The 15,681-nt window shown below is 72.7% G+C and carries 11 protein-coding genes and 1 pseudogene; 6 read left to right on the top strand and 6 right to left on the bottom strand.

Features of this window, described 5'->3' with window-relative positions:
- Window positions 1-881 (top strand): annotated as a pseudogene (locus AN218_RS36905) (hypothetical protein); the annotation flags it as partial.
- 79 nt (window positions 882-960) lie between these two features.
- On the opposite strand, the gene lysS reads toward AN218_RS36905, so the two are convergent.
- Window positions 961-2,727 carry a lysine--tRNA ligase gene (lysS, locus tag AN218_RS21010; RefSeq protein ID WP_070018448.1) on the bottom strand — a complete coding sequence of 589 codons (1,767 nt, stop codon included), beginning with the start codon at window positions 2,725-2,727 and terminating at the stop codon, window positions 961-963.
- Between the two features lie 141 nt (window positions 2,728-2,868).
- Between lysS and argS the strand changes: the two genes are divergently transcribed.
- Complete coding sequence (gene argS / locus AN218_RS21005; protein ID WP_070018447.1) at window positions 2,869-4,644, top strand: arginine--tRNA ligase; 1,776 nt, start codon at window positions 2,869-2,871, stop codon at window positions 4,642-4,644.
- A gap of 164 nt (window positions 4,645-4,808) precedes the next feature.
- On the opposite strand, the gene AN218_RS21000 is transcribed toward argS, so the two are convergent.
- Window positions 4,809-5,453, bottom strand: coding sequence for a TetR/AcrR family transcriptional regulator (locus AN218_RS21000; RefSeq protein ID WP_070018446.1), 645 nt, complete (start codon window positions 5,451-5,453; stop codon window positions 4,809-4,811).
- Window positions 5,454-5,746: 293 nt separating this feature from the next.
- On the opposite strand from AN218_RS21000, the gene AN218_RS20995 reads away from it, so the two are divergent.
- The 4 genes from AN218_RS20995 to AN218_RS20980 all read left to right on the top strand — a co-directional run bounded on the left by AN218_RS20995 (window position 5,747) and on the right by AN218_RS20980 (window position 11,074).
- The gene (locus AN218_RS20995) at window positions 5,747-7,147 is read left to right on the top strand and encodes an MFS transporter (RefSeq protein ID WP_070018445.1); all 1,401 of its coding nucleotides are present in this window, start codon (window positions 5,747-5,749) and stop codon (window positions 7,145-7,147) included.
- On the top strand, window positions 7,144-8,388 hold the full coding sequence (locus tag AN218_RS20990) for an FAD-dependent monooxygenase (protein WP_070018444.1): 1,245 nt from the start codon (window positions 7,144-7,146) through the stop codon (window positions 8,386-8,388). The genes AN218_RS20995 and AN218_RS20990 overlap by 4 nt, the downstream gene beginning before the upstream one ends.
- Window positions 8,389-8,592: 204 nt before the next feature.
- The gene (locus tag AN218_RS20985) at window positions 8,593-10,083 is read left to right on the top strand and encodes an FAD-binding protein (protein ID WP_070018443.1); all 1,491 of its coding nucleotides are present in this window, start codon (window positions 8,593-8,595) and stop codon (window positions 10,081-10,083) included.
- A gap of 184 nt (window positions 10,084-10,267) precedes the next feature.
- A complete protein-coding gene (locus AN218_RS20980; protein WP_070018442.1) occupies window positions 10,268-11,074 on the top strand; it encodes an SAM-dependent methyltransferase in 807 nt (268 codons plus the stop codon).
- 98 nt (window positions 11,075-11,172) lie between these two features.
- Here the strand turns inward: AN218_RS20980 and hemB are convergent, their stop codons facing one another.
- The 4 genes from hemB to AN218_RS20960 form a co-directional block, all read right to left on the bottom strand.
- Window positions 11,173-12,195 (bottom strand): porphobilinogen synthase, encoded by a 1,023-nt coding sequence (gene hemB, locus AN218_RS20975; RefSeq protein WP_079132407.1) that lies wholly within the window; start codon window positions 12,193-12,195, stop codon window positions 11,173-11,175.
- Complete coding sequence (locus AN218_RS20970; RefSeq protein WP_070018441.1) at window positions 12,192-13,871, bottom strand: bifunctional uroporphyrinogen-III C-methyltransferase/uroporphyrinogen-III synthase; 1,680 nt, start codon at window positions 13,869-13,871, stop codon at window positions 12,192-12,194. The genes hemB and AN218_RS20970 overlap by 4 nt, the downstream gene beginning before the upstream one ends.
- On the bottom strand, window positions 13,868-14,866 hold the full coding sequence (hemC, locus tag AN218_RS20965) for a hydroxymethylbilane synthase (RefSeq protein ID WP_070018440.1): 999 nt from the start codon (window positions 14,864-14,866) through the stop codon (window positions 13,868-13,870). The genes AN218_RS20970 and hemC overlap by 4 nt, the downstream gene beginning before the upstream one ends.
- On the bottom strand, window positions 14,863-15,681 hold an 819-nt coding region (locus tag AN218_RS20960), incomplete at its 5' end, for a glutamyl-tRNA reductase (RefSeq protein ID WP_476755970.1). The genes hemC and AN218_RS20960, both read right to left, overlap by 4 nt.

The following is a 15,681-nucleotide window of genomic DNA, read 5'->3' as shown; positions in this document are numbered from 1 at the left end:
CGGGCGGACGGCGGCGCGCGGCGCTCACGACGGGCACCGCGGACGCGGCAGGCACGGCGGAGGATGCCGGGAGCGCCCCGGCGGAGCGCCGAGTGCCGCCGGACCAGCGGGAGTTCCACGACCGGCGGGACGGCCACGCCTACGGCGACGAGTACGGGCAGGGGTACGGGCCCGGGTCCCGGTCCGCATACGCGGAATACCGCGACGGTGCGACGGTGGAGCAGAACGGGCAGCGCCCGCGGCCCGAACAGCAGGCCCTGTACGACCAGTCGGCGGTGGACGAGGGGTACGCGGCCGAGGAGCAGGCACAGCAGCAGCCCCGTCCGCCGGTGCAGGACACCCCGGCTCCGCAGGAACCGCAGCCGCAGGAGCCGCAGCCGGCGCCCGCCTCCGAGTACACCTACGCCGCCGGGACTCAGCCCTCCGGCCCCCAGGTCACCGTCCCGGTCGGCCCCGGACGGCGCCGCGCCCTCGGCAGCTCCAACGCGCCCGGCGGCACCGGCCCGGCCTATCTGCCGCCCCAACGGGCCCAGGAACAGCAGCTCTTCGTGGAGCCCGAACCGGCCGCCGGCGCCGCCGCGGACGACTACCAGTACGCCACCGAGCGCGACCCCGCCCCTCCGGCGCCCTCCGGCTCCGAGGACGCACAGCCGGTGGGCATCCCGGACGGAGTGCCGCGCGAGGAGTTCTACTTCTCCGCCTACCGCCAGTTCATCGCGTCACAGGGCGGCTTCCCCAACGCACGCCAGCTCTCCCGCGATCTGCACGAGCGCCACGGTGTGACCGACGCGGACGGCTCGCTGCTCAGCGAGGCCTATCTGCGGGGCTATCTGCGGGAGTTCAGGGAGCGCTACAACACCGAGATGGGCCTCGCGGGCTGACGGACCCGGCGGGCCCGGCGGACGTGGCGGGCCTGACGGGCCCGGCCACCGGGCGGCGCGCCCGGCGGCCGTACCGCGCTCAGCCGCCCAGCAGCCGCCGTACGCGCTCGGCGCCCACCGCCAGCAGCAGCGTCGGCAGCCTCGGCCCCGTGTCGCTGCCCACGAGCAGCTTGTAGACGAGGGCGAAGAACGCCCGCTGCGCCACCTTCAGTTCGGGCGTCGGCTTGGCGTCCGGGGCGATCCCGGCCTGCACCTTCGGCACCCCGTACACGAGCTGCGTCAGGCCCTCCAGGGACCAGTGGTCCTCCAGCCCGTCCAGCAGCAGGCGCAGCGACTCGCGCTGCGCGCCGTCCAGCGACTCCAGAAGCCCGGTGTCGGGTTCGTCCCGTACGCGCGTGCGCTGCTCCGCCGGGACCTGTGTGGTGATCCAGCGCTGCGCCCGGTCCAGCCGGGGGCGCACCTCCTCCAGCGAGCGCACCGGACGCTCCGGGTCCAGTTCGCCGAGGATGCGCAGCGTCTGCTCGTCGTTCCCCGCGGTCACGTCCACCACGGACGCGAGCGTGCGGTACGGCAGCGGACGCGGCGTCGTCGGCAGCGGCCCGGCGGCCGTCGTCGAGGCCCGCAGATGCGCGGCGGCGTCCGCGGGCTGTGCGTCGCCGGCGGCGAGCTTGCGCTCCAGGGCGTCCCACTCGTCGTACGTGCGCTGGATCTCCTGGTCGAAGGCGACCTTGAAGGACTGGTTGGGCCTGCGGCGCGCGTAGAGCCAGCGCAGCAGCGGCGCCTCCATGATCCCCAACGCGTCGGCGGGCGTGGGCACTCCGCCCTTCGACGAGGACATCTTGGCCATGCCGCTGATGCCGACGAACGCGTACATCGGGCCGATGGGCTGCTCGCCCTCGAAGATCTCCTTGACGAGCTGTCCGCCGACCACGAACGACGAGCCGGGCGACTGGTGGTCCACGCCGCTGGGCTCGAAGACGACGCCCTCGTACGACCAGCGCATCGGCCAGTCGACCTTCCACACCAGCTTGCCGTGGTCGAACTCGCGTAGCAGCACCGTCTCGCTGTGGCCGCAGGTGCCGCAGGTGTAGGTGAGTTCGGTGGTCTCGTCGTCGTACGCCGTCACCGTCGTGGTGTCGCGCGCGCACACCGTGCAGTACGGCTTGTACGGGTAGTACGCGCCGCCGGCCGCGCCCGCACCGTCGTCCTCGGCCGCCGCCCCGGAGCCCTCCGCGGCCTCGACCTCGGCGGCCTCCGGCTCGCCCTGCTTGCCCTTGCCCTTCTGCTGCTTCCTGCCGCCGGGCTGCGCGCCCGCCTTGCCCTTCTCCAGCGTGCGGTAGCGGTCGAGGACGGCGTCGATGCGCTCACGCTCGCGCATCGCGAAGAGGATCTGCTCGCGGTAGGCGCCCGAGGTGTACATCTCCGTCTGGCTGATGCCGCGGTACTCCACGCCCAGCTCCGCGAGGGAGTCCGCCATCGCCGCCTTGAAGTGCTCGGCCCAGCTCCCGTACGCGCTGCCGGGCGGCGCGGGCACGGAGGTCAGCGGCTTGCCGATGTGCTCGTCCCAGGACGGGTCCACGCCGTCGACCCCGGCCGGGACCTTGCGGAACCGGTCGAAGTCGTCCCAGGAGATGATGTGCTCGCAGGCCGCACCGCGGCGCTTGATCTCGTCCGCGACCATGTGCGGCACCATCACCTCGCGCAGATTGCCCAGGTGGATCGGCCCGGAGGGCGAGAGGCCGGAGGCGCAGACCACTGGTTTCCCGGGCGCGCGACGCTCCGCCTCGGCGATGACGTCGTCGGCGATACGGGAGACCCAGTCGGCCTCGTGGGTGGTCCGCTCCACGTCCGGCACTTCCTTCTCTCAGCTCTCTCGTCGGGTGTGCTCTCGGCCTGCGCGGCCCATTCTCCCACTGCGCCGCACCTGGTTTTCCCGTGGGATACTGGGCGGCCAACCCGCCTCCCAGCTACGGAACGGCTCGTATCCATGGCCTCGGTCCCCTCGCTCGCCGCTACGCTCCACCAGCGCCTCGCGGAGGCCCTCTCGGCTGCCCTGCCGGAGGACACCCCCGCCTCGTGGCTGGATCCGATGCTGCGACGCAGCGACCGCGCGGACTTCCAGGCCAACGGCATGCTCGCGCTCGCCAAGCGCCTCAAGGGGAACCCGCGGGAGCTGGCCGGCCGGGTCGTGGAGAGCCTGCCGCCCAACGAGGAGATCGAGGCCGTCGAGGTCTCCGGGCCCGGCTTCCTCAACATCACCGTCTCCGACGCGGCCGTGCTGCGCGGGCTCGCGGCCCGCTCCGACGACGAGCGGCTGGGCGTCGCGTACGCGGAGCACCCCGGCACGACGGTGATCGACTACTCGCAGCCGAACGTCGCGAAGGAGATGCACGTCGGGCATCTGCGCTCCACGGTCATCGGCGACGCGATCACGCAGATCCTCGAACACCGCGGCGAGACGGTGATCCGGCGCCACCACATCGGCGACTGGGGCACCCAGTTCGGCATGCTCATCCAGTATCTGGTCGAGCACCCGCACGAGTTGGACCACGAGTCGGACGCCGCGGACGCCAGGGACGAGGGCGAGGCCGCCATGGCCCGTCTCAACAGGCTCTACAAGTCGGCCTATTCGCTCTTCGAGGCGGACGAGGAGTTCAAGGCACGCGCCCGGGACCGGGTCGTCGCGCTCCAGTCCGGCGACGAGGAGTCCCTCGCGCTCTGGCACAAGATCGTCGACGAGTCGAAGACCTACTTCCAGGGCGTCTACGAGGTGCTCGACGTCGAGATCCGCGACGAGGACATCGTCGGCGAGAGCGCCTACAACGACGATCTCCAGGCCGTGGTCAAGGACTTGGAGTCCTCCGGCGTGGCCGTGCGCTCCGAGGGCGCCCTGTGCGTCTTCTTCGACGACGTCAAGGGCCCCGACGGCACACCCACCCCGCTGATCGTGCAGAAGTCCAACGGCGGCTTCGGCTACGCCGCCACGGACCTCGCCGCCATCCGGGACCGCGTCGGGCGGCTGCACGCCGACACGATCCTGTACGTGGTCGACGCCCGCCAGGCGCTCCACTTCCGCATGGTCTTCGAGACCGCGCGGCGTGCGGGCTGGCTGCCCGAAGAGGCCGCGCGCCAGCTCGCGTTCGGCACCGTCCTCGGCAAGGACGGCAAGCCGTTCAAGACGCGTGCGGGCGGTTCGGTGCGGCTGGTGGACCTGCTGGAGGAGGCGACGCAGCGCGCCGCCGTCGTCGTACGGGAGAAGGCCCAGGACCTCACCGAGGAGGAGATCCAGGAGCGGGCCGCCCAGGTCGGCATCGGCGCGGTCAAGTACGCGGACCTGTCCAACTCCATGACCCGCGACTACGTCTTCGACCTCGACCGGATGGTCTCCCTCCAGGGCGACACCAGCGTCTACCTCCAGTACGCCTACGCGCGGATCCAGTCCATCTTCCGCAAGGCGGGCGGCGAGGAGCCGCGGGTGCATCCGACGCTGAAGCTGGAGCCGCAGGAGCGGGCGCTCGCGCTGCACCTGGACGAGTTCGGCGACACCCTCGCGTCCGTCGCCGAGAGCTACGAGCCGCACAAGCTCGCGGCGTACCTCTACGAACTGGCCACGCTCTACAGCCCGTTCTACGAGAACTGCCCCGTGCTGAAGGCCGAGACGCCGCAGCTCGTCCAGAACCGCCTCTTCCTCTGCGACCTGACGGCCCGCACGCTGCGCCAGGGCATGGCGCTGCTGGGCATCCGCACACCCGAGCGGCTCTGAACGCACTCTGAACACCCGTGCTCCGCGCGGGTGTTCAGGGTCGCGCAGGGCGCGCGAGGCGCCGATCGTCAACAGGCCGCGCGGGGCGCGGAGTTCGGGCGTACCGCGCGGAACGCCGAGCGCGGCGTGCGCCGTTCGCCCGTACCGCGCCCGCTGTACCCGCACTACCCGCTGCGGTACGCCCGGAGGAAGGTCCGCACTCCCTCGACGACGAGCGGCCGGACGCGGGCGTCCTCCACGGCGTTCGCGGACCCGAGCCTGTCCAGCGCGACGCCGAAGGTCAGCGCGATGAACTGGTCCGCCGCGAGCCGGGAGTCGGGGACGTCGAGCAGCCCGGCCTCGCCGAAGGCGGCGAACTGCTCGGCGAGTGCCTCGTCGGGGGTGTTCGCCATGGAGTTGTAGCCCCGGTGCGGCAAGTTGCCGGATTCCGTACGGACCAGCCGTTGCAGCGTCGCGTACTCCGCCGAGCCGAGCATGTCGGTGGCGATGCGCATCGCGAACGTGACCAGTGCGTCGTCGAGTTCGTCGGCCTCCGCGACGCCCGTGAGGGTGTCGTCCAGGGTGCGCCGGACCGTGGCGATCATCGATTCGCCGACGGCGTCGACGACTGCCCGCAGCAGCGTCTGCTTGTCGCCGAAGTAGTCGTAGACCGTCCGCTTGGACACCTCGGCCCGTGCGGCGACCGCGTCGACGCTGGAGCGGTCGAAGCCGTCGGCGAGAAACAGTTCCCGGGCCGCCGAGAGGATGGCGGCCCGCTTCCGCGCGGACCCCTCGCGCAGCGTCTTCGTGGTCGGCTTCGTGGTCGGCATGGGCACACCTTAACGGTTCTACACTGCACGGTGTAGTGTCATGGCAACGGGCGTTCCGGGTGCCGTCTTTCTGCATCCGCTCCGCCCGGCGGGGCCACGCATGCGCCGACTCGGGCGCAGCTCACGGGAGTTGGGCCCGCCGCAGACCTCGGACCCGACCACCGATCACCACGCACCGATGCACACCGCGCGCCGCGTGACGGGCCGCCGTGTGTCCGCACCGGGCCGGCAAGGCGGCAACGCACCGCGTACGGCCGCCCCTTCACCGCCCGGCGACGACGGGAGAGGACCCCATGACCACAGCCCTGGCCACTCCACCGCTCCGCATCGGGAAGGCCCCCGTCGCGGCCCTCGGCCTGCTGGCCGTGTCGACCGGTGCCCTGGAATCGGTGGTGACGCCGACGCTTCCGCTGTTGCAGCGCGAGTTGGAGATGTCTCCCTCCGAAGGGGCGTTACTCAGCGTCGTGCTGCTGATCACCGGCGCACTCGTCACCCCCGTCGCGGGGAAGCTCGGCGACCGCTGCGGCGGGAAGCGCGTACTGATCCGGCTGATGGCGGTGGTCTGCGCCGGCGGTCTGGTCTCCGCCCTGGCGCCGAACCTGCCGGTGCTGCTGACCGGTCAGGTACTCCAGGGAGCGATGGTGGGCGCGCTGCCCCTGTCGTTCGTCCTCGTCCGCGACCATCTGCCGGCGGGAGAGTCGAAGGTGGCCATCGGCGTGGTCAGCGGACTGTTCGTCGGGGGCGGGATGGCGGGGACGCTGTCGGCCGGGCCGGTGGCCGAAGGGCTGTCCCGGCACTGGATGTTCGCGCTGCCGACGATCGCGGTCGCGGGGTCCACGGTGCTCGTGCACCGGCTGATGCCGCAGGATCCGCCGCGCCGGCCGGACGGTACGGGAATCGACTGGCCCGGCCTGGTCCTGCTGAGCGGAACGCTGGTCACGCTCATGCTCACGCTCGCGACGGCGCCCGAGACCGCCTCGCGGCCGCTCGTACTCGGCGGCCTCCTCGTGGTGCTGGCCGCCTTCGTGACCGCATGGACCGCCGTCGAACGCCGTGCGGTCTCCCCGACGGTCGATCTGCGCATGCTGGCACGGCCCGCGGTGTGGCGGTCGTGTGTGCTGACGTTCGTGGTGTGCGTCGGCACCTCGGTCGCGGTCTATCTCGTACCGCAGCTCTTCGCGGTGTCCGCCGACGCCTACGGTTTCGGGGCCGGCGCCACCGAGATCGGCTTCTTCCTGCTGCCCGGCGCCGTGGCCGCGTCGCTGGCCGGGCCGGTCGGCGGGCTCGGGGCGCGGCGCTTCGGCGTACGTCCCGTGATCGTCACCGGGACCGTCCTCATGGCCGCCGCCCTGGCCGCTCTGGCAGCCCTGCACACCGAGATCTGGCACCTCGTCGTCGGCAAGGCCGTGATCGCACTCGCCAACGGCCTGTGCGTCACGGCGATGGTGACCGCCGCCGCCACCTCCGTCGACCGGAGCGACACCGGCATCGCCACCGGTCTGATCCTGGTGACGCGCGTGCTCGGCTACGCCGTGGGCGCCCAGGTCAGCGGCGCGATCCTCACCGCCGGGACCCCGCACGGTTCCCACGTCCCGGCCGAGTCCGCCTTCGTCACCGGCTTCGTCATGGCCGCCGCCGTCACGGCCCTCTCGCTGCCGATCGCCCGCAGCCTGAACAAGGGGATCGAGGAATGACCCACACTGCCCGGTCGAGGAACGCCCGCACCGCGCGGAGCCGCACGGTTCTGATCTCCGGCGGCGGCATCGCCGGCCCCGCCCTCGCGTACTGGCTGAGCCGCCACGGCTTCGCGGTGACGCTCGTCGAGAAGGCGGACGCACGTCGCGACGGCGGCTATCCGATCGACGTACGCGGCACCGCGCTCGACGTCGTACGGAGGATGGGGATCCTGCCGCGGCTGCGGGACGCGCACATCGACCTGCGCCGGATGACCTTCCTCGACCAGGACGGCGGCGAGGTGGCCTCGATCGCCCCGCACGCCGTCACCGGCAGCGCGGACGGACGGGACCTGGAGGTGCGGCGCGGAGATCTGACCCGCGCACTGCACTCGGCGGCGCGTGACGACGTGGAGTTCCTCTTCGACGACTCGATCGAGGCCCTGCGTCAGTCCGGCCACGGGGTCGACGTCGTCTTCCGCGGAGGCGGCAGGCGTACGTTCGACATCGTGATCGGCGCGGACGGTCTGCACTCCCGTACGCGCGAGCTCGTGTTCGGCCCCGAGGAGCGGTTCCACCGGTATCTCGGCTACTGCTTCGCCGGGTTCACCATGCGCAACACCTTCGGGCTCCTCCGGGAGACCGTGCTGTGGAACGCGCCGGGCAGGGCCGCGGCGCTCTACTCCGTGGGGGACGAGGACGAAGTGCACGCCTTCCTGAACTTCGCCCACGCCGAGCCGCCGTACGGCGCGTTCCGGGATCCGGAGGCCCAACGGGACCTGGTCGCCGCGGTGTTCGCCGACGCGGGGTGGGAGGTACCGGGCATGCTCGCCGCCCTGCACGAGGCGGACGATCTGTACTTCGACGCGGTCAGCCAGATCCGTATGCCCCGCTGGTCCGACGGCAGGGTCGCGCTGGTGGGCGACGCCGCCTACGCGCCCTCGTTCCTCACCGGACAGGGCACCAGCCTCGCGCTCGTCGGCGCGTACATGCTCGCGGGCTCCCTGGCCGGCCGGGACCACGCCGCGGGCTTCGCCGCCTACGAGCAGGACACGCGTGAGTTCGTCACCCTGAACCAGGATCAGGTCGGCGAGGGCGACGCCGCCCTCTTCCCGACCACCGCCCGGGCCCTGGAGGAGCGCAACGCCATGCTGCGCGGTCTGGAAGCCCTGCCCCACGAGGAGGGCAGACCGGCCCATTCGGCCCTCGTCCTGCCGCAGTTCGGTCCCACGGCGGGCGGTACGACGGCGGCGCGGGGCTAGCCGGAGGCGGCGGCGCCCCAACTACCCTCGCCGAAGGCCGACTTGCGCCCTGCCCGGCTCCCCCGCTCCGTACGAGACCCCCGCCGGGAGCGGCGACGACCGGCGAACTCCCGTTCCACGGCCGGGCGTACGGCACGGCGTTCCCTGACGCGCGTAGCATCCACCGCCGGGGACACCCCCGCTGACACCGCTTCAGGAGGACGCATGAGCTCGCAACGATCGGAGCCCACCAGACGGACCGCCGCCCTGTTCGGCGTGGCCACGGCTGCCGCAGTCGTCGGATTCGACCCCTCGGCGCGCGCCTGGGCCACCGAACGCACCGCACGGCGCGGCGCACCCGGCGGCGGCTTCGAGCATGTGCCGCCGCTGGACGGGGAGTTGGTCACCGACGACGCCGCACGGGACGCCGCGGCCGAGGACTTCGGGCACATCGTCCACCGGCGGCCCGCCGCCGTTCTGCGGCCCGGATCCGTCGACGACGTCGTCGTGATGGTCCGCTTCTGCCGCAAGCACGGCATCCCCGTGGCGCCGCGCGGCCAGGGCCACATGACGTACGGGCAGGCGCAGACCGAGGGCGGTCTGGTGATCGCGACGTCGCCGCTGAACCACATCGGACTGGTCCGCGGCGGCACGGTGACCGTGGGCGCGGGCGCCCGCTGGAGCGAGGTCGCCAAGTCCACGCTGCGGCAGGGCCTGACGCCGCCGGTCTTCACCGACTACCTCGAACTCTCCGTCGGCGGCACGCTGTCCGTCGGCGGGCTCGGCGGCCAGACGCACCGGCACGGCGCCCAGGCCGACACCGTGACCGAGCTGCATGTGGTCACCGGCGCGGGCGAGTCGGTCCGCTGCTCGCCCACGCGGCATGCGGACCTCTTCGACGCCGTACGGGCCGGGCTCGGCCAGTGCGCCGTCGTCGTCGGCGCGACGCTCCGCCTCGTCAAGGCCCCCGAGACCGTGCGGCACTTCCAGCTTCCGTACCGCGACCTCGGGGTCTATCTGGAGGACCAGCGGCGGCTGACGAAGGAGCGCCGCTTCGACTACGTCGAGGGGCTCGTCCTGCCCGACGACTCCGGCTCGTTCGCCGCCCCGGTGCTGGAGGCCGTCGCATACGGGCCGCCCGCGGGCCCCGAGCCGGACGACGCGAAGCTGCTGGCCGGGCTGCGCCACGAGAGCGCGGGGGCGAGCGCCGAGACCCTCGACTACTACACGTTCCTGGACCGGCTCGCGCCCTCCGTCGCCGAGCAGAAGGAACAGGGCCTGTGGGACGACCCGCACCCCTGGCTCAATCTGCTGCTGCCGTCGGCCTCCGTGGAGTCCCTGGCCTCCGGCATCCTGGACGGCCTCACGCCGGAGGACGTCGGGACGAGCGGCGTCGTGCTGCTCTACCCGCTGCGGCGTGAACTGCTGCGCGCGCCCCTGCTGCGGATGCCGGACGACCCGGCGCCGTATCTGCTCGCCGTGCTGCGCACCGCCCCGCCCGACGACCCGGCCACGGTGGACCGCCTGCTCGCGGCGAACCGCAGCGCGTACGAGACGGTGCGGGACGCCGGCGGCAAGCAGTACCCGGTGGGCTCCATCCCCTTCCACCGCTCCGACTGGCGCGACCACTTCGGCGCGGCCTGGCCGCGGCTGGCGGAGGCCAGGCGCCGCTACGACCCCGCGGGGATCCTCGCCCCCGGCCAGGGCGTCTTCTGACGCCCGCCCGCGAGCGGGACGTCGACGACCCTTCAATGTGCAACCACCGCTCTGATAGCTTCGTGCCTCAACTCGGCTGCACAACAGGGCTGTTGACGTCCCGCACGACGGGCACCGGACGTGCGCGTGCGGCCGCGCCCCGCCACCGCACCCCGCCCGCGCAGCGGCAGAAGGAAGCACGACGATGACCGGTTCCGGCGCACGTCAGCCCGCCCCGATCGACACCAGCAAGGCCCACTCGGCCCGAATGTACGACTACTACCTCGGCGGCAAGGACTGGTATCCGGTCGACGAGGAGGCCGCGGAGAAGGTGAAGGAGGTCTTCCCCTTCATCGTGCTCGGCGCCCGCGCCAACCGGGACTTCATGCACCGCGCCACCCGCACCCTCGCCTCCGAGTACGGCGTGCGGCAGTTCGTCGACATCGGCACGGGCATCCCCACCGAGCCCAATCTGCACCAGGTCGCCCAGGCGGTCGCCCCCGAGTCCCGCGTCGTCTACGCGGACAACGACCCGACGGTGCTGGAGTACACGGACGCGCTGATGCGCGGCACCCCCGAGGGCCGTACCGCCTACGTGCACGCGGATCTGCGGCAGGACTCCGTGCTCGACGCCCCCGGGCTGCGCGAAGTCATCGACCTGGAACAGCCGTTGGCGCTGTCGATGCTCGCCGTCACCCACTTCCTGCCGGACGAGCACAAACCGCAGGAGATCGTACGGGCGATGGTCGAACGCCTCGCCCCGGGCAGCTTCCTCGTGCTCTCGCACGCCACCCCGGACTTCAACCCGGCCGCGCAGAAGGCCGTCGAGGTCTACCGGCAGAGCGGCACCCCGGCCCAGATACGTCCCAAGTCCGAGGTGCTGCGCTTCTTCGAGGGCACCGAGCTGATCGAGCCCGGCCTCACCACGACCCACCGCTGGCGGCCCGACGAGGACTCCGGCATCACCGACGAGGACGCCTTCTTCTACGCGGGCATCGGCCGCAAGCCCTGACGACGACGGTCACGGCCCCGGCCCGGCCCGGCCCGGAACGTCAGGCGTCAACGGCCAGGGGCCGAGGCCGCGTTCGGCGGTCACGGCCCCCGCCCGTGTCACAGCCGCGCGGCGACCTCCGTCGCCCAGTACGTGAGGATCATGTTCGCGCCCGCGCGCTTGAAGCTCGTCAGGGTCTCCATGATCGCCCGGTCGCGGTCGAGCCAGCCGTTCTGCGCGGCGGCCTCGACCATCGCGTACTCGCCGGAGATCTGGTAGACGCCGACGGGGACCGTGGACTGCTCCGCGAAGTCGCGCAGCACGTCCAGATACGGCAGCCCCGGCTTGACCATCACCACGTCCGCGCCCTCGGCGACGTCCAGGGACAACTCCCGCAGCGCCTCACGGGAGTTGGCCGCGTTCTGCTGGTAGGTGTTGCGGTCGCCCTTCAGCGACGAGCCGACCGCCTCGCGGAAGGGACCGTAGAAGGCCGAGGCGTACTTGGCGGTGTAGGCGAAGAGCGAGACGTCCTGGTGCCCGGCCGCGTCGAGCGCACGGCGCACATGACCGACCTGGCCGTCCATCATGCCGCTGGGGCCCAGCATGTGGGCGCCCGCCTCGGCCTGTACGCAAGCCATCTCGGCGTAGCGCTCCAGCGTCGCGTCGTTGTCGACGCGGCCCTGCGCGTCCAGTACGCCGCAGTGCCCGTGGTCGGTGGTCTCGTCCAGGCACAGGTCCGACATGATCACGATGTCGTCGCCGACCTCGGCCCGTACGTCCCGCAGCGCGACCTGGAGGATGCCCTGCGGGTCGGTGCCGGCGGTGCCCACCGCGTCCTTGTCCGAGTCCTTCGGCACGCCGAAGAGCATGATGCCGCCGACGCCCGCCCGTACGGCCTCGGCCGCCGCCTTCTTCAGCGTCTCCCGGGTGTGCTGCACGACGCCCGGCATGGACGAGACGGGCACCGGCTCGCTGATCCCGTCCCGTACGAAGACCGGAAGGATCAACTCGGCCGGGTGCAGCCGGTGTTCGGCGACCATACGGCGCATCGCCGGGGTCGTGCGCAGCCGGCGCGGCCGTACGGCGGGGAATCCGCCCGCCACGCCGCCCGTACCGCCCGGGAGTCCTGCTGCTGCGCTCACGACGACCGTGCCCTCCTCCTGGCCGGGCGCTTCTCGCTCGGCCGCTTGACCACGTCACCGGCGGCGACGGCCTCCGCGCGGCGGGCCGCCCCGAAGTCCGCCAGCGCCTCGGCCAGTTTGTGCACCGACGGCTCCGGCGACATGACGTCCACCCGCAGCCCGTGCTCCTCCGCCGTCTTGGCCGTGGCGGGGCCGATACACGCGATGACGGTGACGTTGTGCGGCTTGCCGGCGATGCCGACGAGATTGCGCACCGTGGACGAGGAGGTGAAGAGCACCGCGTCGAAGCCGCCGCCCTTGATCGCCTCCCGCGTCTCGGCGGGCGGCGGCGAGGCGCGCACCGTGCGGTACGCGGTGACGTCGTCGACCTCCCAGCCCAGCTCGATGAGGCCCGCCACGAGCGTCTCGGTGGCGATGTCGGCACGCGGCAGGAAGACGCGGTCGATCGGGTCGAAGACCGGGTCGTAGGGCGGCCAGTCCTCCAGCAGCCCGGCCGCGGACTGCTCGCCGCTGGGCACCAGATCCGGCTTCACGCCGAACTCGACGAGCGCCTTCGCGGTCTGCTCGCCGACCGCGGCGACCTTGATCCCGGCGAACGCCCGCGCGTCCAGCCCGTACTCCTCGAACTTCTCGCGCACCGCCTTCACGGCGTTGACCGACGTGAACGCGATCCACTCGTACCGCCCGGTGACCAGGCCCTTGACCGCACGCTCCATCTGCTGCGGCGTACGCGGCGGTTCGACGGCGATGGTGGGCACCTCGGCCGGCACCGCGCCGTAGCTGCGCAACTGGTCGGAGAGCGACTCCGCCTGCTCCTTCGTCCGCGGCACCAGCACCTGCCAGCCGAAGAGCGGCTTGGACTCGAACCACGCGAGGCGCTGCCGCTCGGCGGCGCCGCTGCGCTCGCCGACCACGGCTATCACGGGCTGTGCGCCGTCCGAAGAGGGCAGCGCCTTCGAGGACTTGAGGATCTGGCCGATCGTGCCGAGCGTCGCGCTCCAGGTGCGCTGCCGCGTGGTGGTGCCCGCGGCGGTGACCGTCAGCGGCGTCTCGGGCTTGCGGCCGCCCGCGACGAGTTCGCCCGCGACGGAGACCACCGAGTGCAGCTCCGTGGTGACGACGACCGTCGCGTCGCTCGCGCCGACCTCCGTCCAGCATCTGTCGTCGGCGGTGCCGGCGTCGATGAAGCGGACGTCGGTGCCCTCCGCGTCCCGCAGCGGGATACCGGCGTACGCGGGCACGCCCACGGCCGTCGCGATACCGGGCACCACCTCGAAGGGGATGCCCTCGCCGGCGCACGCGAGCATCTCGCGCGCGGCGTCCGCGTCGAGGCCGGGATCGCCCGCGACCGCCCGTACGACCCGCTTGCCGGAGCGCGCGGCGGCCATGGCAAGATCTGCTGCACCGCTCACGGCGGCTGACGCACCGTCAGCCTTGACGCCCGGTGAGGGCCCGTCCTCCACTCGAAGCGGCGTGTCCACCCCTGCCCGTGTGTGGCCGCGTACGACGTCGTACACCTGCGGATCGGCCACGAGCACGTCGGCCTGGGCCAGCGCCTCGACGGCGCGCAGCGTCAGGAGACCCGGGTCTCCCGGCCCGGCACCGAGGAAGGTGACGTGGCCGTGTGCACCGTAGAGGTGCCGGGTTGTCGAGTTGTGGGCAGTGGTGGGGCTCAAAGTGCTCGCTCCCCCATCAGACCGGCCGCGCCCTTGGCGAGCATCTCGTCGGCGAGCTCACGACCCATGTGCTCCGGGGTCGCCGCGCCCTCCGCGGACGCCGGTACGGGACCGGTGGTGGACAGCTGCACCAACGTCTCGCCGTCGATCGTTCCGACGACGCCGCGCAGGCGCATTTCGGTGGCAATCCGCCCGTCGCCCAGCAGATCGGCGAGCGCTCCCACGGGGGCGCTGCAGCCGGCCTCCAGGGCGGCGAGCAGGGTTCGCTCGGCGGTCACGGCGGCCCGCGTGTGCGGGTCGTCGAGCTCGGCGAGCTGGGCGGCCAGGTGTACGTCGGCCGACGCGCACTCGACGGCGAGTGCCCCCTGGCCGGGGGCGGGCAGCACGACGTCAGGGCTGAGCAGTTCGGTGACTTCGTGGAGGCGGCCGGTCCGTTCCATCCCGGCTGCTGCGAGCACCACGGCGTCGAGTTCGCCTGAGCGCACATACCCGATGCGCGTGTCGATATTCCCGCGGATCGGCACCGTCTCGATCTCGGCGGACAGGCCCCGCGCCCACGCGGCGAGCTGCGACATGCGGCGCGGCGAGCCCGTACCGACGCGGGCGGGACGGCCCGTGGTGCGCGCGCTCGCGGCCAGCTCCTCGAAACGGAGGCCGTCGCGGGCGATGAGCACGTCGCGGGGGTCCGCGCGCCGGGGCACCGCCGCGAGCGTCAGCCCGTCCGGCTGCGCGGTCGGCAGGTCCTTCAGCGAGTGGACGGCGAAGTCGATGCGGCCGCCGTAGAGCGCGTCGCGGAGCGCGGTGACGAAGACGCCGGTGCCGCCGATCTGCGCGAGGTGCTCCCTGCTGGTGTCGCCGTACGTCGTGATCTCGACCAGCTCCACCGGCCGTCCGGTCACACGGCGCACCTGCTCGGCCACGAGCCCGGACTGGGCCATGGCGAGCTTGCTGCGCCGGGTGCCCAACCGGAGGGCGTTCGCTGGGCTGTTGCTCATGTGCTCACCTCGTCGCGTCCGGCCGCGCTCCGGCCGGGGACGCCTGCTTCGTCGGTCTGCTCGGCCCGGCGGCCCCGGCCACCGCCGCGGCGCTCCGGGGACTCCGCGGGCTCCGGGACGCCGGCGGGTACGGGACTGCTGACGGCGGCGACCGTCTGCGGGTCGAGGTCGAACAGCTCGCGCAGCGCGTCGGCGTATCCGGCGCCGCCGGGCTCGCCGGCCAGCTCCTTCACCCGTACCGTCGGCGCGTGCAGCAGCTTGTCGACGACGCGGCGCACGGTCTGTGTGATCTCCGCGCGTTGTTTGTCGTCCAGGCCCTGGAGCCGTCCCTCGAGGCGTGCCATCTCGGAGGCCACCACGTCGGCGGCCATCGTGCGCAGGGCGACGACGGTCGGTGTGATCGTCGCGGCGCGCTGCGCGGCGCCGAAGGCGGAGACCTCCTCGCCGACGATGCCCCGTACGGCGTCGACGTCCGCGGCGAGGGGAGCGTCGGCGGCGACGTCGGCGAGCGACTCGATGTCCACGAGCCGGGCCCCGTCGGTGCCGTGCACGGCCGCGTCGATGTCACGGGGCATGGCCAGGTCGAGCAGCGCCACGGCGTCGCCGCCGTCGCCGGTACGGGCGGACCCGTCGGGTCCGGTCCCTCCGGCTGAGCGCTCGGCGTCCCGGCGCTGCAACGCCTCGCGTACGGCGGCGTCGGTGAGGACGAGACCGGTGGCGCCCGTACAGGAGACGACGATGTCCGCGCGGGGCAGCTCGGCGGCGAGCCCGTCGATCGGCAGCGCGTGCGCGCGCGGCCCGTGCCCGGCGCTCAG

Origin of the sequence: Streptomyces nanshensis, from assembly GCF_001751255.1 — a bacterium.
In the GTDB taxonomy this organism is placed as follows: domain Bacteria; phylum Actinomycetota; class Actinomycetes; order Streptomycetales; family Streptomycetaceae; genus Streptomyces; species Streptomyces nanshensis_A.
The sequence above is the reverse complement of the archived record's forward strand: the minus strand, read 5'-3'. Positions and strand labels throughout refer to the sequence as shown.